The sequence below is a fragment of the Psychrobacter sp. AOP31-B2-9 genome (assembly GCF_052378005.1).
In the GTDB taxonomy this organism is placed as follows: Bacteria; Pseudomonadota; Gammaproteobacteria; order Pseudomonadales; family Moraxellaceae; genus Psychrobacter.
In genome coordinates this window covers 1-18,568 of the sequence record NZ_JBQSXG010000061.1, presented here as the reverse complement: position 1 = coordinate 18,568, position 18,568 = coordinate 1, and the positions used below count along the sequence as shown (strand labels likewise).

15 protein-coding genes are annotated in these 18,568 nt (G+C 40.9%); 5 read left to right on the top strand and 10 right to left on the bottom strand.

Features of this window, described 5'->3' with window-relative positions; all coding sequences use genetic code 11:
* Positions 1–81: 81 nt before the first annotated feature.
* Positions 82–1,203, bottom strand: a complete 1,122-nt coding sequence (locus ACT3SX_RS08580; protein WP_192519150.1) for a PilT/PilU family type 4a pilus ATPase — start codon at positions 1,201–1,203, stop codon at positions 82–84.
* 87 nt (positions 1,204–1,290) lie between these two features.
* Entirely contained in the window at positions 1,291–2,346 is a 1,056-nt protein-coding gene (locus ACT3SX_RS08575; RefSeq protein WP_192519151.1) for a type IV pilus twitching motility protein PilT, read from the bottom strand.
* Positions 2,347–2,725: 379 nt separating this feature from the next.
* Between ACT3SX_RS08575 and ACT3SX_RS08570 the strand changes: the two genes are divergently transcribed.
* Positions 2,726–3,442: a YggS family pyridoxal phosphate-dependent enzyme gene (locus ACT3SX_RS08570; RefSeq protein ID WP_192519152.1), complete on the top strand. Its 717-nt coding sequence runs from the start codon at positions 2,726–2,728 to the stop codon at positions 3,440–3,442.
* 234 nt (positions 3,443–3,676) lie between these two features.
* Here ACT3SX_RS08570 and ACT3SX_RS08565 read toward each other — a convergent pair whose 3' ends face one another.
* Positions 3,677–4,951, bottom strand: a complete 1,275-nt coding sequence (locus tag ACT3SX_RS08565) for a hemolysin family protein (protein WP_442070003.1) — start codon at positions 4,949–4,951, stop codon at positions 3,677–3,679.
* A 209-nt stretch (positions 4,952–5,160) separates the two neighbouring features.
* Positions 5,161–6,852, bottom strand: a complete 1,692-nt coding sequence (locus tag ACT3SX_RS08560; RefSeq protein WP_442070005.1) for an NAD+ synthase — start codon at positions 6,850–6,852, stop codon at positions 5,161–5,163.
* An 851-nt stretch (positions 6,853–7,703) separates the two neighbouring features.
* Here ACT3SX_RS08560 and ACT3SX_RS08555 point away from each other — a divergent pair.
* The 3 genes from ACT3SX_RS08555 to epmA all read left to right on the top strand — a co-directional run bounded on the left by ACT3SX_RS08555 (position 7,704) and on the right by epmA (position 11,126).
* Positions 7,704–8,831, top strand: a complete 1,128-nt coding sequence (locus tag ACT3SX_RS08555; protein ID WP_192519155.1) for an AI-2E family transporter — start codon at positions 7,704–7,706, stop codon at positions 8,829–8,831.
* An 81-nt stretch (positions 8,832–8,912) separates the two neighbouring features.
* Positions 8,913–10,016 (top strand): 4-phosphoerythronate dehydrogenase, encoded by a 1,104-nt coding sequence (locus tag ACT3SX_RS08550; RefSeq protein WP_192519167.1) that lies wholly within the window; start codon positions 8,913–8,915, stop codon positions 10,014–10,016.
* 54 nt (positions 10,017–10,070) lie between these two features.
* Positions 10,071–11,126 carry an EF-P lysine aminoacylase EpmA gene (gene epmA / locus ACT3SX_RS08545; protein ID WP_192519156.1) on the top strand — a complete coding sequence of 352 codons (1,056 nt, stop codon included), beginning with the start codon at positions 10,071–10,073 and terminating at the stop codon, positions 11,124–11,126.
* A 125-nt stretch (positions 11,127–11,251) separates the two neighbouring features.
* On the opposite strand, the gene ACT3SX_RS08540 is transcribed toward epmA, so the two are convergent.
* From ACT3SX_RS08540 to ACT3SX_RS08515, 6 genes are all read right to left on the bottom strand, one after another.
* A complete protein-coding gene (locus ACT3SX_RS08540; RefSeq protein ID WP_192519157.1) occupies positions 11,252–11,884 on the bottom strand; it encodes an NAD(P)H-binding protein in 633 nt (210 codons plus the stop codon).
* Between the two features lie 188 nt (positions 11,885–12,072).
* Positions 12,073–12,522 (bottom strand): YaiI/YqxD family protein, encoded by a 450-nt coding sequence (locus ACT3SX_RS08535; protein ID WP_192519158.1) that lies wholly within the window; start codon positions 12,520–12,522, stop codon positions 12,073–12,075.
* On the bottom strand, positions 12,522–13,868 hold the full coding sequence (locus tag ACT3SX_RS08530; RefSeq protein WP_442069881.1) for a 5-(carboxyamino)imidazole ribonucleotide synthase: 1,347 nt from the start codon (positions 13,866–13,868) through the stop codon (positions 12,522–12,524). Before ACT3SX_RS08530 ends, ACT3SX_RS08535 begins: the two co-directional genes overlap by 1 nt.
* Positions 13,869–14,027: 159 nt before the next feature.
* Positions 14,028–14,588, bottom strand: coding sequence for a 5-(carboxyamino)imidazole ribonucleotide mutase (gene purE, locus ACT3SX_RS08525; RefSeq protein ID WP_442069883.1), 561 nt, complete (start codon positions 14,586–14,588; stop codon positions 14,028–14,030).
* An 89-nt stretch (positions 14,589–14,677) separates the two neighbouring features.
* Positions 14,678–15,652, bottom strand: coding sequence for a metallophosphoesterase (locus ACT3SX_RS08520; RefSeq protein ID WP_442069884.1), 975 nt, complete (start codon positions 15,650–15,652; stop codon positions 14,678–14,680).
* A gap of 280 nt (positions 15,653–15,932) precedes the next feature.
* On the bottom strand, positions 15,933–16,541 hold the full coding sequence (locus ACT3SX_RS08515; protein ID WP_192519162.1) for a rhomboid family intramembrane serine protease: 609 nt from the start codon (positions 16,539–16,541) through the stop codon (positions 15,933–15,935).
* A 437-nt stretch (positions 16,542–16,978) separates the two neighbouring features.
* Between ACT3SX_RS08515 and ACT3SX_RS08510 the strand changes: the two genes are divergently transcribed.
* Positions 16,979–18,550 carry a hypothetical protein gene (locus ACT3SX_RS08510; protein WP_192519163.1) on the top strand — a complete coding sequence of 524 codons (1,572 nt, stop codon included), beginning with the start codon at positions 16,979–16,981 and terminating at the stop codon, positions 18,548–18,550.
* Positions 18,551–18,568: the final 18 nt, after the last annotated feature.

Genomic DNA, 18,568 nt, shown 5'->3' with positions numbered 1-18,568 from the left:
AGTTTAAAATAGCAAAAAGCCCTCATTATTATGATGAGGGCTTTTTTATGAGGGACACGCCCTAGTTTAATTGATAGTTATCTACGTGATATCTAATGATAAGCTATCGGCGCCTTCATCTAGATTGGCTGTACCATTTTTGCTACTAAGCTTAATTTTTAGGCGCAAATCGTTAGGAGAGTCAGCATGAAGAATGGCTTCTTTATAAGTGATCTCTCCTTGCTCATACAGGTCAAATAAGGCTTGGTCAAAGGTCTGCATACCACTATCTCGTGAGCGCGTCATGACACCTTTAATTTCATGAACTTCACCTTTACGAATATAATCACTGATGAGCTGTGAGTTTAATAAAATCTCAATGGCTGCACGGCGACCTTTACCATCAGGGGTTGGGATGAGTTGCTGAGCGATAATAGCTTGCAAGTTAAGTGACAAATCCATAAATAACCGGTTGTGGCGATTTGGTTCAAAGAAGTGAATAATACGATCAATGGCTTGGTTAGCATTGTTGGCATGTAAGGTTGCAAATACTAAATGCCCTGTTTCTGCATATTGAATGGCGTAGCTCATAACCTCACGGTTACGAATCTCACCAATCAAGATAACGTCAGGTGCTTGGCGCAAGGTATTTTTTAGCCCTGCTTCAAATGAGTGGGTATCAATACCGACTTCACGCTGCGTCACAATACAACCACGATGTTGATGTACAAATTCAATAGGATCTTCGATGGTAATAATATGACCATGAGAGTTTTGATTACGGTGTCCTATCATGGCAGCGAGGGTCGTAGATTTACCAGTCCCCGTTGCCCCTACTAGTAGAATAATACCGCGTTTTTTCATAGCCAGTTCTTTTAACGCTGGTGGTAAACGCAGTTCTTCAACGGTAGGAATTTTATTTTCGATCTTCCGTAAAATCATTCCTGCCATATCACGCTGTATAAAGGCGCTGACACGAAAGCGTGCTTGCTGTGCCTGATCAGCAATGGCAAACTGACATTCGTTTGTTTCTTCAAACTCTTTTACTTGGCTTGGCGTCATGACACCTTTCACCAAGCGCATGGTTTGCTCTGAGGTCAAGGGGGTTTTGCCGACAGGTAGAATTTTCCCATTTACTTTCATGGAAGGTGCTACATCAGCGGTAATAAAAAGGTCAGAGCCATTTTTATTGATCATTAACTGTAATAATTTATCAATGTCCATATCGTACCTGTACTGGATATAAATCGATTAAAAAAAGATCTAAAGTCATGTTTGAAAGATCGCTAATAACGAACAATAAAAATAGGCCTACAAGAATGCATCAGGCTGTTTGGCGTACGGACGAGCAACGTCTTTACTGATAGTGCCTTTGGATACTAGATTTTTTAGTGTTTGATCAAGTGTAATCATACCGTCGCCAGCACCTGTTTGAATAGCAGAGTACATCTGAGCAATTTTGTTTTCACGTATCAAGTTACGAATCGCGGGCGTACCTAGCATGATTTCGTGTGCAGCAACACGTCCACCTGCTTGGCGCTTTAGTAGGGTTTGCGAGATAACCGCTTGTAGTGATTCTGATAACATGGCACGAATCATGTCTTTTTCTTCTGCAGGAAATACGTCGATGACACGGTCAATTGTTTTAGCAGCTGAGCTGGTGTGTAGGGTACCAAATACCAAGTGACCAGTTTCTGCAGCAGTCAATGCCAAGCGAATGGTTTCAAGATCACGTAGCTCACCAACCAGAATAACATCCGGATCTTCACGTAGCGCTGAACGTAATGCAGGTTCGAAACCTAAAGTATCACGATGAACTTCACGCTGATTAATCAAACTCTTTTTGGAGTCATGAACAAATTCAATCGGGTCTTCAATGGTCAAAATATGTTCTTTACGGCTTTCATTGATATAATCAACCATGGCTGCTAGCGTTGTTGATTTACCAGAACCTGTTGGACCAGTGACCAATACAACACCACGCTTAAAGTCTGAGACGCGTTTGAATACTTCACCCATACCTAGATCTTCCATCGTTAATACTTTGGAAGGAATGGTACGAAATACGGCTCCAGCACCGCGATTTTGATTAAAAGCATTTACCCGGAAGCGTGCTAAGTTAGGAATTTCAAAAGAAAAATCCGTCTCATAAAACTCTTCAAAGTCAGCACGTTGCTTGTCATTCATGATGTCATAAATAAGCTGATGCACGACTTGATGGGTCATCTCTGGCATATTAATACGTGTCATTTCACCATCGACACGAATCATAGCGGGCATACCGGCTGAAATATGTAAATCTGATGCTTTGTGCTTAACGCTAAAGCGTAGCAAATCTTCGATGCTTAAATTATTTTTTTCAGCCATAATTAGGTATTCCTATCAATCAATAAGGGTAGGACAAAAGAGCATAAAATTGCGTGGTCAATAACCAATAAAAGGTTTATCTTAAATCAGTTATGATAATAGAAAATAAGCCAGGGCTTTTACCATTACTACTATATTCAGTAGTATATGTTAAACCATGTAACAATATAATAACAAGACTGTCGACATTTAACCATCTACTAGGCTAAGAAAATGTAAATTAACCATTCACACATTTTATGGACGTAGGTGTGACTATGATATTGTTCGATGATGAAGAAGGCTTGTGGCAAGTTTAACCTTGAATAATAAATAATATTGGCAAAAACGTTAAGAGTCATTGATTGAAAAATGTTTAAATTATCTTTGAGAGTGTTATATGAATAAGAGTGAAAATAATGTTGATCAGCCAGGTTTGATAGAGAACTGGCGGCAAGTCTGTACTCAAATGTCTCAAGCGTGTGATCATGCGGGACAACAAGCCGAGAGTGTTACGTTATTGGCTGTTTCTAAAACAAAACCTGCGGATATGATAGCTGTCTTAGCGCAGCAAGGGCAGCGTCATTTTGGTGAGAACTATCTACAAGAAGCCATTGAAAAAATGAACACGCTAACATCAAAACCTGAAAGCCAAGATATTGTTTGGCACTATATTGGCAGTATTCAGCGTAATAAGACCCGTGATATTGCTGAAAATTTTGATTGGGTGCAGACAGTAGAGCGTGACATTATTGCCAAGCGTTTAAATGACCAACGTCCCGCTGAGTTACCACCATTGAACGTTTTGATTCAATTAAATATTGATAACGAAGAAAGTAAGTCAGGCTGTTTGCCAGACCAGCTATCTGAATTGATAGCTACCATCAAAGGATATGAGCGGCTAGAGTTGCGTGGATTAATGATTATTCCTGCTAAGGCAGATACTGATGCTTTTTCTCGTACCAAGCAGTTGTTTGAAATGGTTAAGCAAAACCATCCAGAAATCAATGCTTGGGATACACTAAGCATGGGTATGAGTGGTGATATGAAAGAAGCAATTGCTGATGGATCGACGATGGTACGTGTTGGTACGGCTATCTTTGGTGCAAGATCTTAAACTAGAATGTGTTTATAGATTCATGGGCTAAGGCAGGTCTTCAATTCAATCGATAGTCATCTGAATAGAGCAACAATGGTTAGATATTGCTAAACATCATCCAATAGCTGGTCAATACGCCCTAATATTATCTGCGCTATTTTCTTGTTTGACGGTGATTGGTCTCATCGTTATCAGCATTTTTAAAATGACGATAGGCCCTAATTTACTTGCTCATACTTAATGCTGTTTTAATCAGACAACATCATCAATGATAGTTACTAGCATTTGAGTGATTTTGAGATTATCGGTGGCGATAATTTCAAAGCGATAATTGGCATACTCAATAGTATCTGTTTTCTTTGGAATTTTGCGGAGCATATACATCATAAAGCCACTGATGGTTTCGTAGTTTTGATTGCGTGGCAGATTGACAATGCCTAAAGTGCGAACAACATCTTCAATGGGTGTCATACCATCTATTAACCATGAATTGTCTGTACGTTGGACGATAGGCTGCTCTTCTAGAGTCACAAGCTCACCCATGACGATACTCATTACGTCCTTGAGTGTGATGACGCCTACCACTAGTCCATACTCGTTAACGATAACGGCAAAGTCAGCCCCCATGGATTTAAACATCTCTAGTACTTCAAATAAAGACAAGGTATCAGGCACGAAGAGTGCAGGCATCAATAACTCTTTGCTTGTCAAACTGACTTCTTGCTGATTGAGAATCAATGCTAAAAAACTGCGTGACTCGACATAACCAACAATATGCTCTAAGTCATCGTCATGACAGACCAAAAATTTGTTATGTGGCTGATCAATCATAACCTCGACAATTTTTTCAGTGCTTGTTTTGGTATCGAAGTAAACAATATTTTCGCGTGGGTTCATCACCGAGGTGACCGTACGCTCTTGCATATCAAAGATATTTTCTATCAGATGATGCTCTTGTTTTTTAAGCACGCCAGCTTCGGCACCAGCATCCATCACGGCATAAATATCTTCTGGTGTCATATCATCATGACGTGTGGTGGAAATACCAAGTACTTTAAAGAGGGCATTAGCTGCACCATCAAATACCCAAATGATGGGTTTAAAAATAAAAATTAACAGCATCATGGGTCGTACGAGTCGTACAGCAATGGTATCAGTGTTTGACATTGCCAATCGTCTAGGCATCAAGTCAGCGAGTAGAGAAAACAAGCTGGTAATCAATACAAATGATATAACTGATGACATCGCTTCATTATCAAGCAATATCCGTAAGTAAGGACTAATAGCTGACTCTCCTACTGCACCAGCCGAAATCGCAACAGCGTTTAAGACGATTTGTACGACAGTGATAAAGCTACCAGGGTTGTCCTGCATTTTTAGAACGTCAAGTGCACGGACATCGCCTTCTTTTGCCATGATTTGCAGCTTAATTTTGCGACCTGCTGCGATGGCAATCTCAGCAGCAGAGACAAAGGCACTTAAGGCCAGCAATAAAATAAGAAAAATACTAGCAGTTAGCAAACTCATGACATACTCGGTAAAAATAGGAATTAACAATGAAAGTGATGAATGGTGAAATGATGGTTTATAAAAAATCAACTTATAGAACCTAAAAAAGCTGGGTAAGCACCCAGCTAGTTATAAAGCAATTCAAATTTTTGTACAAAATCTAAACTATCAGTGCTGTCACTATTTTAGGTAATAGAAATTGGACAAGCACTGATATTTAATCTTGTTTAGCCTTTTATTGACCACTTATTGACTAATGGATAGCGGCGCTCACGTCCAAAAGCTTTGTGGCTGATTTTGGTACCTATTGGTGATTGCAAACGTTTGTATTCGCTATTGTCTACCATCTGGATGACCTTCGCGACCATTGCAGCATCGAAACCTTTATCAACGATATCTTGATAGCCCATGTCCTCATCGATGTATGACATGAGGACATTATCTAGTACATCATAGTCAGGTAAACTGTCTTGATCTTTTTGATCTGGACGCAGTTCAGCTGATGGTGGGCGGGTGATGACGCGCTCAGGAATGACAGGAGTGTCTTCTAAACGATTGCGATAACTGGCTAATTTATAAACCTGTGATTTATAAACATCTTTTAGTACATCAAAACCACCTGCCATATCACCGTATAATGTCGAGTAACCAACGGCCAATTCGGACTTGTTGCCAGTGGTGATCACTAAATGACCAAACTTGTTAGATAGTGCCATTAATATAACACCGCGAGCACGTGCCTGAATATTTTCTTCAGTGGTATCTGCAGGAGATTTATTGAACAGTGGTGCTAGGGTATGACGGATGCCTTCTACGGCATCAAATATAGGACAAACCGTATAAGATACATTCAAACGACGTGCTTGCGCTTGTGCGTCTTCTAAGCTGATTTGAGAGGTATATTCATAAGGCATCATAACGGCATATACTTTGTCAGCGCCCAAAGCATCCACTGCGATACATAATGTTAAGGCCGAGTCTATACCACCTGATAGACCGACAATGACACCTTTGAATCCTGAGTTGTTGACATAGTCGCGTAGGCCCACAACAAGCGCCTGATACATTTCTGACTCACGGCTTAGTGTCAATGGTTCTTTATTTTGGTTATCAAACTGGGCTGTTTTGACGTCTAAAGTAGCCAGAGTCAACTGGTTCATAAAGCGCGGAGCTTCGTGTGCAACACTACCATCAGCCTGTATCGCCATAGAGCCACCGTCAAACACCAAGTCATCTTGGCCACCAACAGCGTTGACATAAATGATTGGTAAGTTGTTTTCGCGGCTGCGCTTGGCAAGCATTGTTTTACGATTTTCTTGTTTTTCGATTTCAAAAGGTGATGCATTTAAACTAACGATTAGATCTGCACCTTGCTTTTTGAGCTCAGCAACAGGGCCTTTTTCCCATAAGTCTTCACAAATCAGTAGACCGATGGTGATACCTTTATAGTCAAATAGGACTTGATTACGACCTTTATCAAAATAACGACGTTCATCAAAAACGCCATAGTTTGGCAGGATTTGCTTATGGTAAAAGCCTTTTTGATGACCATTGTGTAGGATGGCAGCAGAGTTGAATGTACCATGATGATCGACATGTGGATAGCCAACAATCATCACGATATCATCAATATCGCTTAAACTAGAGAGCGCATTTTTGACGCGACCTGATAGGCTTGGGCGTAGCAGCAAATCTTGTGGAGGATAACCCAATAGTGCGAGCTCTGGGAAGATAATGACATCTGCGCCTTGATCGCGTGCTTTTAATGCTAATGAGCGCATTTTTTCGGCATTGGTGGTGATATCACCAACCAAAAAATGTGACTGAGCCAAAGCAAAAGTAACGGTTTCTTGTGATTTCTTAGTCTTACTGGCCTCGGTTGAGGGATTTATATTGGGATTATCAGTGTCTTTTGACATTGTTATTGTTCCTATCGATATATTATTTAAAATTTGATGGGTCAGTATTGATTTAAAATAAAATCATAGTCATCCGAAGTTAACTAAAAATAGCACTTTTTCATATTGAGTTCTAATATTGAATCTATATGATGAGCTTAAATGATGCATAAATTATTACATAACGCTTGCGAGATATAGTGTTTACGAAGGTTTACGCATAATATCCAAAATTATGGAGCCACTCTAAAGGTTAGATCTTATGATGGTCTATAGAGAGTCGATAAAAGAGGGTTGTGGCATATAGTTTGATAAAATCGGTGGCAGTGTAATGGTTAAAATAAATAAGACCATACAGACCTAACTATATTGAAAAGCTTAAAATAATTGCTTTAGTATAACATCAATTGTCGCTACAAATAGAACGCGCCAGTGAATTAGCTCACAAGATATTGCGATAGCATGTCAATGTGAAATGGACTATTAGGGCATTGTTTTTATACATTAAACCGATGTACTCATTTTTATCTGCTAGTGTTCTAGTCTGGTAGGCTGATGCGCAAAAAGTTGCAAGTAAAGATTACAACATAGCGTTATATAGTTACTGTATTTTATTGCATAATAAGTGCTGATAATAACTTATTGTTTATCTTGCTTTGGTCAAAATTATAGTCGGTAAATATGTTACGGTATTCTATGATTTAATACTTGCAAAGTAGGCTTTAAAGCATTTTCTTATTTAGTTGATTGACAACCCTCGCTAATGGATGCCACTAATGGACAAGGTCTATAAGTTGCGCTCCATCTCACATTTATAAACTCGTCAGCGGAGTCATAATAGGTCTTTGCTGTCTGCAATTGGTTTATACGCTATGATTGAAAATTGGACAAAAGAGTTTATTATTCAGCGCTTATTGGCCATTACTTTATTGGTCGTGCTGTTTGTATTGTGTTTTCAAGTGATACAGTTTTTTATCGTGCCAGCACTATGGGCAGCTATTTTAGCGTATGTGACTTTTCCAGTTTATAACTTTTTTTATGAAAAGGTGAAGCTGAGTCCCAATTTTAGTGCTGCCATCATGACGATGAGTATCTCTTTAATGATAGGTATCCCACTTGTTATTGGCGTATTTATTCTACAACAAGAAGCTTTAAGTTTAATCAGTCACTTGATATATCGTATCAAAGTTGGCTATTTAGATGTGCCGGACTCTATTAAGGACTTACCTATTGTAGGTCAGCAGGTCAAAGATGTACTGTGGAGAATTAATAAAAATCCTGAAGGAACGCTAGAAGCCTTTCGTGTTTGGGTGCAGTCACATTTATATTATGGAAAAGTAGCATTTGATGTGGTGTTTAGTAGCCTTGCCAAGCTAGGTATGGCGCTGATGACGTTATTCTTTTTCTATCGTGATGGCACCAGTCTTATTCGCCAAATCCGCCAAGCATTACGCAATATTATTGGTAATCGAATTGATGGATATATCGACTCTGTGGGTACGACCACGCGTGCTGTAGTATATGGTATTGGTCTAACTGCATTAGCGCAGGCGATGCTTGCGGGCATTGGTTATTATTTTTCTGGCGCACCAAGTCCTATTTTATTGAGTATATTAACCTTTATTATTGCACTAATTCCATTTGGCACGCCGTTCGCTTGGGGCGGTGTCTCTATTTGGTTGATGAGTCAAGGGCATACGGCAGAAGGTATTGGCTTAGCATTATGGGGCGTATTAATCATTAGCTGGGTTGACAATCTAATCCGTCCTATTGTTATTAGCGGCGCGACCAAAATCCCATTTATTATTATCTTTATTGGGGTACTAGGTGGTCTGACAGCATTTGGCTTTGTTGGCTTGTTTATTGGTCCTGTGGTACTGGCCATCGGACTTGCAGTTTGGCGTGAATGGATATCGCAGCATAAAAATGAAATATTTGCGCCACAAGAGATGGTGTTGTCCGATAGCCAAGCATCACCACCAGTAAATGAACCTAAATAAAGCTATTTCTATAGAAAAGCTATAGCTGTTCGACTATGTTATTAATTATGTGGCAAAACCATGAAGGGTAGGGTAAATACTATTAAACATATTACTATTTTGGCGGATAGCAATATCGCCAGTTTGGACAAGTTTTTTAACGCATCTACACTTGCTCAATCATCAGAGCAGGCTGTAGATATCATCACTGTTGCTGGACGAGATATCAATGCATCATTACTTGCAGAAGTGCAGCCTGATGTTTTATTAATCCGTTCGGTGACGCAAGTAGATGAGGCATTGTTGGCTGGTAACAATAGTGTGCAATTCGTTGGTTCTGCAACCATCGGCACCGATCACGTTGATCAAGATTACCTAATGCAGCGTCGTATCACTTTTGCCAATGCTTCAGGTTGTAGCAAACACTCTGTCGCGCAATATGTATTGACAGCGGTTCTAACGTTGCGTCCACAGTATTGGCAACAACCTATGACCCTTGGTATTATTGGCTTGGGAAATATTGGGAGTACACTTGCTCAGTATGCCAGTGATTTGGGCTGGCAAGTCTTAGGTTATGATCCACTATTACCAAAATCCAAGCTTAATAATGCGAGTTTAGAGCAGGTGCTCAGCCAAAGCGATGCGGTTAGCTTGCATGTACCTCTGACAAATGAGAAAGGTGATGCGCATCCTGGAGGTAGCAATTATCCAACACGGCATATCATTGATGCCGACGCATTGGCCATGATGCCTGCTGATACAATACTCATTAATAGTGCGCGTGGACCTGTAATTAATGCGGATGCGCTGGTAGCAGATATTGAGCGTACTGGGCGACAAGTAGTGCTTGATGTGTTTGAGCATGAACCTCAGATTGCAGAGCCTTTATTATCCAAGCTTATCTTTGCTACACCGCATATCGCTGGCTATACGCTAGAAGGTAAGCTGCGTGGTACGCAAATTATTTATGATGCGCTATGTGAAAAGTTAGCAGTCACACCTGTTCAGTCAATGCAGGCATTACTACCGCTTAACTTATTTCTATGGTCTGAATTAAAGGCGCATCCAGACAGACTAATAAAGTTTTATGATATTAGGCAAGACGATGCCTCCTTGAGAAGTAAGGAGGTCGATGGGCAGGTAAATGGTACTGATTTTGATGGATTAAGACGTGATTATCATTTACGTCGTGAATGGCAGTTTTAAAAATCAAACACTCAATTACCAAACTGATTATTTATCAATCGTAGTAGACCACAAATGACTCAAGCAAATAACATTTCTGCGCAGCCTATTACTTCTAAGTCTATCAGTTCTAAGCCTAGCTACGCACCGACCATGGCATTATCTATGGCGCAGCAGCGTGCGCGGTTTATAGGCAATATCCGTCAGTTTTTTGCTAAAAAGCAAGTGTTAGAGGTGCAGACACCGCTATTGTCACAAGCCGGTAATACCGATACTTTTTTGCAGTCAATCGCGGCACAAGTCACTTATCAAGACAAACCACAGACCTATTATTTGCACACATCACCTGAATTTTCGATGAAGCGTTTATTGGCTAGCTGGCAGGTACCTATCTATCAGATTTGTCCTGTTTTTCGAAATAATGAAATAGGCGTGCAGCATAACATTGAATTTACGATGCTCGAATGGTATCAGCCAAATTATAGTTTGGATGATATGGCAGTTGAGCTTGGCGAGTTATTAGAAGTGCTTTATGGCAGTTCTGTAGTGATGAGTCACTATCGTTATGTCGATGCCTTTATGGATTTCGTCGGTATACATCCACTGACAGCCAGTCTTGGCGCATTACAAGCAGTGGCAGAAGATAAGGGTTTAACAGGCTTCGACTTTAACAGTGAGGCGAGTAGAGCCGTGGATACTGAAGAAGATCGACGTCAAAGTTGGTTGGACTTATTGTTTAGTCATGCAGTCGAGCCCAACTTGGGACATGATTTACCAACCTTGATTATTGAGTACCCACCAGCGACGGCGGCTTTGGCAAAAACGGCATTAGATAAAGAAGGTAATCGTATTGCCAAGCGTTTTGAGTTGTATATTAATGGCGTAGAGATTGCTAACGCTTATGACGAGTTAGCAGATGGACAAGCGTTGAGAGCGCGCTTCGAGCAAGATAATGAGTTGCGTCAGCGTCATAATCTACCACAAATGCCAATCGATGAGCATCTACTAGCGGCGTCTGATGATTTGGTACCTAGTAGCGGTATCGCAGTTGGTATAGATAGGCTGCTAATGGTCATTACAGGAGCTAGCAGTCTAGAAGAAGTCATCCCCTTCCCAAGTGGTTTGGCATAGTTACTCTCTAATAGTTACTCTTTAGAGGCTAAATATTATTACTCATCTAATAATATAATCTCAAATAACAGCCATAAAAAAGCGAGTAAACCTTTCGGCCTACTCGCTTTTTTTTGCTTTAGTGATTATAACTGTGCGATAGCATCGTTAATAGCCGTGTCACCATTGCTCATGCTAAAGACTTGCTTGATGGTGTTGTCAGCATTTAGTACAGTGGCTAAGGTAGCAGCGACATCTTCAATTGAGTTCTCACCTGCGTCATCACTGTTAATAGTAATTTTGCCAGTTGCCTCACGCTCTTTCAGCGCGCCTGCTTGGACTATGGTGTAGTCCAAAGTGCTGTCGTTGATTAACCATTGGTCAGCATAGTGTTTACAGATATAGTATTCTTTTAGGTCGGCAATTCTATCCCATTTACTGGTATCTAATGAGAATACCGTGCTGAGCATGATATAACGTTTGATACCTTTGTCTTGCGTTGCTTGGATGGTTTTGACTGCACCATGCAGATCCACTTCTAAAACGTCTTTACCACCAGAGCCTGCAACAAAATAAACGGCGTCGATATTTTGGTCTATTTGCGTTTGAATGTCTTCTTTTTCAGCAGTAATGTCTAGGTCTAGTTGACTGTATTTTTCATCGTCAAATAGTTTTTTATCTTGACGAGTAGTACCTATCACTTGATGATTGTCAGCCAATAACTGCTTAACCAAATCTGTACCCACTCGACCGCTTGCACCAATTACTAAAATTTTCATAATCATTCCTATTCTTATATGCGTTGTCTTTCGTATAAACTGTATTTTTTAAAATAAATATCGAAAGTAATATCAAAAACTGATTATAGGTTAACAAAAAAATCGGCACGCTTCGTTATGAAGCGTGCCGATTACATAGTGTTTGGTTATAGACTGTATAGAGATTGAAAGAAATACAATGTTAGAAGTTAACGTACCAGTTTATTTAATCCATCGGCAAAGGCTTTTTTGTCACGATCACCGTAAGGCTTCTGTCCGCTCATCTCTTGTAGCTCTAGTACACCAGTACCACGCATGGTGTCCATAAAATCACGCATATTAAGCTTTTGCTTAATATTGTTTTTGTCATAGACCACACCGCGAGTGGTCAAAACCATGCCACCTTTGTCCAATATATCGTTGGCTAAAGGTATGTCGCTAGTAATGGCCAGATCGCCCGGTTGTATTTGCTCAACGATATAGTCATCTGCTTTGTCAAATCCTGACGGCACCACTGTCATAGTGAGCAGTGGTGACTTGCGCAGTTTAATTGGCTGATTGGCAACGAATATCGCCATGGTTTGTGTGCGTTCAGCTGTTTTGATAATCAAATCTTTGGCGATCAATGGTACTGAGTCTGCATCCACCCAAATCTGCATTATTTCTTAGCCTTATTTTCTTTTGCCGCTACAGTCTTATCGGATGCGGCAGTCTCATTGCTTGATTCAGCATTTTCCACAGGTTTTTCAGCATCAGCATGCTCATGATTATCTAACGTTATTGGCTGCTCATCAGCTGCCACTGATTTTTTCTCAAGTCCCATTTTATTGGGTAGAGTCGCGACGAGCTTGGCTAGAGCCGGTTCTAAATCTGCCACATCATTGGGCATTAAAGTAATATGCGCAATTTTACGATCGTTACGTTCGGCTTTATGATAGCTATGATAGTGTACACCATCGATATTTAGCACGGCGCTGATGTCAGGATATTGCCCCAAGACATTGAGCATAATCGCTGGATGGACATTGTCTGTATCACCTAATGGCAGATTGACCACCGCCCGAATATGATTTTCGAACTGGCTAGTAATTGCGCCTTCGATACTCCAGTGCCCAGAGTTATGGACACGTGGGGCAATTTCATTGGCAAGTAACGTGTCATGACCACGTGCATCTTTGGTCACAAACAGCTCAAGCGCCATCACACCAACATAGTTTAGATGGTTCATGACAGTGGTAATGGCATCTTGAGCTTGCTTAAATAAATGGCTAGTACCAACAGCAGGGGCTTGGGTTTTGGCTAAAACACCTTGATGATGATGGTTTTCGACCAAATCATAACAGCGAACCTGACCGCTTTGTGCACGTACAGCGATAATAGATAGCTCGCGGCTAAAGTCAATAAAACCTTCGGCAATCAATGGTGCTGGCGTTGGTGTCAGAGAGCCTTTACCTGTGACCGCATCTTTTAATTCTTGCCAAGCAGCTTTGATATCGCTGTCTTGTTTGATGACGAACTGACCTTTACCATCATAACCACCACGGCTGGTCTTTAGGACGATAGGTAGGCCTAGCTCATCACAAGCTTTTTTTAATTCAGCTTCAGAATTGACAGCCATAAAAGGTACTGTGGCGATATCAAGGTCATTAAACATTTGCTTTTCTTTGAGACGGTCTTGTGCGATATCAAGAGCCATTAGCGGCGGAGACATGCCATGTTTTTTACCAGATTTTGATAACTCAGTAAGCTGTTCGACAGTAGATGTCGGTGTGTTTTCGAACTCAAGAGTAAAAACATCAGCGGCTTCGATAAATGCTGCTAATTGTTCGCTATGAAAGACGCGTCCATATAAGCTGGCAGGGCAGTCAGCGTTGTCTTCTAAAAAAACACATTGATAACCAAGTGGCAAGGCGGCTTCGGCAAGCATCATACCAAGCTGACCACCGCCTAAAATACCGATGGTACGAATGGTTTGGGTAACGGGATAAGCGTTTGCTGTAGTCATGGTAAGCTCTTTGAGTAAAAAAATATTGGTGTATTAAAATAGGAAAAGGTGCACTGTATGCACCTTGTATTAAATAAATCTTAGTATTAAGTAAAACCCATCTAAAAATAAATATCAAGTGAATAAGTTTGGTGGTCACTTTGCTTGAGCTAAGAATAATTAGCTATTGATGATACCGGGTGTTGGGCTGGCTAGAATGGTTTCGGTTTGCGTCTCACGTAAGCTGTCTAGTTTAGTCGCAATGGTCTCATCGTGTAAGGCTAAAACTTGAATCGCAAGCAAAGCAGCATTATAAGCCCCTGCTGTACCAATCGCTAATGTCCCAACAGCGACACCTTTTGGCATTTGTACGATAGACAGTAAGCTATCCCATCCGCTGAGCATCGATGATTTTACAGGAACACCAAAGACAGGTAGCGGCGTTTGGCTGGCGCACATGCCGGGTAGATGCGCAGCACCACCTGCACCAGCGATGATCACTTGTAAGCCCTTACCTTTTGCATTTTTGGCATAATCAAATAATCTATCAGGGGTACGATGTGCTGAGACTACTTCGCACTCAAAGGCAATATCAAAGTCTGCGAGTAGTTGTGCCGCACTGCTCATGGTTGCCCAATCAGATTGCGAACCCATGATGATACCAACTTTTGGTTGACCAGCAGGAGAAGTGATAGGTCCGTTTTGTTCAACAGTGTTAACAGTCGCTGATGTGGTGCTCATGCTTTGATATCCTCAAAAAGACCATCATACAAAAATTTTGCCGTCTTCGTAAAGCCAAGTTTACTTTTTAATACTATAGATGAACAATCTTATTGGGATTGTCGACCTATATCAATGTTTTCATCATGTCGATGTTGTACGAAGTTTTCAGGTTTGAGTGGTAGAGGCTGCTGAGTATCGAGCTGATAACAAGTAAGGTAGCCGCTATCTACTGCAGCTGAATAGTCGGTACAGACAACCTTTTGGCTAAGTGGTTCAGGCATACCCGTTAACCAGTAATGACCAACAAAGACAGGTTTGTGCGTCTTTATAGCAAAGTTGATGTTTTCAGCCATCGCATCTTTGGGAATTTGCGCCATAGCTGATGAAGGCGCACGTGCAATCTCATGCAGTGTGCGTGACTCTAACTCATCAAGCCACCAACGTACCCGTACCCGTGAGCGTTTAGTGCCTTCTTTATCAATCATCACCAAACCATCAGGTAGTGGTGTTTCTACACCTTTTAATATTCGTTCTAATGCATCAAATGCGGCAGATCCTTCTTTAGAGGTGGCGATTAAGCCATCAGGCGTTAAGCAGTTATCGTCATTCAGCAAAGGTTTTAGTACTGCCATGCTATCTACATCCCAGCAAGCATGTACAAAGCAGGCATAATCAGTTTCGATCCACAATGGAATCTCATACAACCGTTGTAGCCAATACTGATGAGCTTCGGAATCAAATGGTAGTTCTGCTAAAAATGCCTCATGCTGGCGTACATGCACCTCATTGTGTGAGCGCAGATATTGAGTAGGGTTATCAGGATCGAGCGTGGCAAAAGCCAGTGCATTGTACTCATGATTACCCATCACCGCATCAGCCACACCAGCATCTAGCATGGCAAAGACAATCTCTAGTGTCGCTACCTGCTGTGAACCACGGTCGACCAAATCACCGATGAATAGTGCACGATGACCTGCGGGCGGCATAAAGCACGTACCATCATGCACGTAGCCTAATTGTAGTAGTAGGCCGACTAACTTGTCTGCATAACCGTGAATATCACCGATAACATCTATAATCATAATTAACTATTACATCTTAATATATAAAAAAAGTGAGTAGTTTATAACAATACAATAGGGTTGGTCATTATCTGCCAGAATTTCAGAATTTCAGAATTTCAGAATTTCAGAATTTCAGAATTTCAGAATTTCAGAATTTCAGAATTTCAGAGTATCAGAGTATCAGAGTATCAGAGTATCAGAGTATCAGAGTATCAGAGTATCAGAGTATCAGAGTATCAGAGTATCATGACTTGAGAGCATCATGACTTTCGAGCATCATGATTTTAAAAAGTGGCTGCTAAAGACTAGGCGACAACAAAGCATTGATAAAATGTAACAATATGCGCGGATCTAGAATAATCGTGGCTATTACGCCAAAAGCACCGCCCCACATATGCGCCATGTGATTAATGTTTGAACCACCACGTTTATCTGCATAGATGCTATAAGCGACATAAGCGACAGCAAATAATATGGCTGGAATAGGAACAACGGCAAACAAATAGATTTTTTCCCATGGTGCGAGCAGAATAAAAGCAAATAAGACAGCTGACACACCGCCTGAAGCACCAAGGCTCAAGTAACTGGCATTTTTTTTATTTTTCAGGTAGCTTGGAATCATTGCAACAATAATGGCCAATACATAAAAAATCACAAAGCCATAACCAAATAAAAATGACCGATACAACCCTTCAATCGCGCGTCCAAAAAAATACAAGGTAAACATATTAAAGAGCAGGTGCATACTGTCAGCATGAATAAAGCCATGCGTTACAAAGCGATCCCATTGGCCGTTGTTTACCGCTGGTGGATAAAAAATTAGTCGATTAAACAAGGTTTTGTTTTGCCATGCTAATAAGCTGACAATAACGGTAATGATAATAATCAGGGTCGTATGATCGAACAACGGGAAATCCTTAGGCTACGCCTGATATGGAGCAGCACTATAAATGGCGATGTGACAAATAATTAATAGTGAATTATTGAGCGCTAATATTAACAACAAAGTTATACTAATAGTAGTTATGATGCTATGAAAAAACTATTGTGCGACAAAACAATGCACTTTTATGCTTTTATAGTCAATAATATAGCAATGTGTCAGACATAGTACGTAATGCTTCGTATGATGACCGTAACGATGACTGCTGATTTATGACTGGCTCTAATATAGTCACAGCACTCTAAAATGGCCATAAGACAGCCGGCTTCAGATTGTAGAAGTAGTGCCTTTAGAAAAGGTAGCACTGTAGCAGTTTATGGTTTTCTGACTATATATAAAATAATAATGACCACCTCATTCTTTTTCAGATGTAAAGCAAAGGCCGCAAGAGGCAATAATTTATGAGTATTATCGACCAATTAGAAAAAACCGTTACTCCTGCTGTATTAGGGGAGTGTGATAGTAAGGACAGCGTGGCTTATGTCAGTCTACTTGAGCAGTTTTATGCCATTTTAGCAGCGCGCCTCGCGTTGCCAGAGATTTACTCGCAATTACTTCGCACAGAGGAAGTTACAGACCAGTCGCTTTTCAAACAGTTATGGTCAGAAAATGATATGCAGCAGGTTGTCATCCAAGAGCTAGCAGCGACACATCATATTGACGATTCGATTACTGAACAGTTACTTATAAACTCAGCACCATTGGTTTATAGCGAGCTTAAAATATTGGCCAATGGCCAGTTTTTACCAGCATTCCTGCAAGGAGAGCAGTCAGCGTTACGTAATTATTTGCCAGTATGGGCGGCAGAGGTTATCAATGCTTATCAAGACAGCGACAAACAATCTACCTCAAGCAGCATCGCAGATACCATTACTGTGCCAGTAACTGACAATCCCTCAATTACTTCTTTAGATAAGCCTGATGAGTTCAGTGCAGGTACAAGCTCAATTATCACATCGACATCGCTTGATATAGAAAATACCACGGCAGAAGATGATGAAATACCAGCATCTGACGACGATTTTTCTATGAATACTGATGCGATTCATGCCAATCCTTCAGATCATCATTTGGCAGAAAGTGGTAGCAATTCGCGAGGAAAAGTACGTACCCGCAGTCAGCGCAATGATTTATTGGTCAAAATAATATTATTAATAATAGCTATTATGGCGTTAGCACTGGCGGCTTGGGCCATATTAATTAGGCCTAATAACGTTCCACCGGTAGAGCCTGTTGTGCCAGAGCCTGTCGTTGCTGCACCCATGCCACCTGTAGAAGTATTGACGCCAGTCGAGCTCAACGTTGGAATGGACAACAGTGGAGGGCTATCTAGCTGTAGTGCTGTTGTTGGCGATGAAGCGCTACAGAATGCATTGCAACAAGCACTTAATACCAGTTTAGGTCAACAAGCGAGTAATTGTGAGCTAACAGTACAGGAAGGCGTCGCTACCAGTATGGCGAACCTACCTACGGAGGTGCTGCCTAATATTTTTAATCTGCTCAGGGCTGTGCCATTTGCACGTTTAGAGTTGCAGAATGATCGTCTCACGTTGGCCGCGCCAGATAGTATGTTATTGCAACGACTGGTTACGGATATCCGCACGTTGGTGCCAGCGATGAATATAGAAAGCACGGCGCCATTGCCATTACCTGAAAACGTCAATAATAATGAAACGGCAGGCATGGACGATCAATTTGGAAATGAGGGCACAGCTCCAAATGATCAGTATGTTGAAGGCTATAACGATAGTGAGCCTAGAGATTTCCAAACTGCAGATGATGATACTGATGATCGCATGTTACCTGTACCTAATCCTAACAGTTTTGACAACAATACTCGCAGTGAGCCGACTAACAATACTCCTAGTAATGTACCGGCGAGTAGTCCACCACCAGGTCCTTTTTCAGAATCAGAAGTGGATGAAATGGCAAATACCGTGATTATTGCTGAACCTGCGCAAGTAAGACAATAATCAATTTGATAAAAAGAT

Excerpts from the sequence above, each read along its gene's own strand:
- ACT3SX_RS08530 (WP_442069881.1), bottom strand. The coding sequence starts at position 13,868 with ATGACTACAGCAAACGCTTATCCCGTTACCCAAACCATTCGTACCATC.
- ACT3SX_RS08510 (WP_192519163.1), top strand. The coding sequence starts at position 16,979 with ATGAGTATTATCGACCAATTAGAAAAAACCGTTACTCCTGCTGTATTA.
- purE (WP_442069883.1), bottom strand. The coding sequence starts at position 14,588 with ATGAGCACCACATCAGCGACTGTTAACACTGTTGAACAAAACGGACCT.
- ACT3SX_RS08540 (WP_192519157.1), bottom strand. The coding sequence starts at position 11,884 with ATGAAAATTTTAGTAATTGGTGCAAGCGGTCGAGTGGGTACAGATTTG.
- ACT3SX_RS08565 (WP_442070003.1), bottom strand. The coding sequence starts at position 4,951 with ATGAGTTTGCTAACTGCTAGTATTTTTCTTATTTTATTGCTGGCCTTA.
- ACT3SX_RS08535 (WP_192519158.1), bottom strand. The coding sequence starts at position 12,522 with ATGCAGATTTGGGTGGATGCAGACTCAGTACCATTGATCGCCAAAGAT.
- ACT3SX_RS08575 (WP_192519151.1), bottom strand. The coding sequence starts at position 2,346 with ATGGCTGAAAAAAATAATTTAAGCATCGAAGATTTGCTACGCTTTAGC.
- ACT3SX_RS08560 (WP_442070005.1), bottom strand. The coding sequence starts at position 6,852 with ATGTCAAAAGACACTGATAATCCCAATATAAATCCCTCAACCGAGGCC.
- ACT3SX_RS08580 (WP_192519150.1), bottom strand. The coding sequence starts at position 1,203 with ATGGACATTGATAAATTATTACAGTTAATGATCAATAAAAATGGCTCT.
- epmA (WP_192519156.1), top strand. The coding sequence starts at position 10,071 with ATGACTCAAGCAAATAACATTTCTGCGCAGCCTATTACTTCTAAGTCT.
- ACT3SX_RS08570 (WP_192519152.1), top strand. The coding sequence starts at position 2,726 with ATGAATAAGAGTGAAAATAATGTTGATCAGCCAGGTTTGATAGAGAAC.
- ACT3SX_RS08520 (WP_442069884.1), bottom strand. The coding sequence starts at position 15,652 with ATGATTATAGATGTTATCGGTGATATTCACGGTTATGCAGACAAGTTA.
- ACT3SX_RS08555 (WP_192519155.1), top strand. The coding sequence starts at position 7,704 with ATGATTGAAAATTGGACAAAAGAGTTTATTATTCAGCGCTTATTGGCC.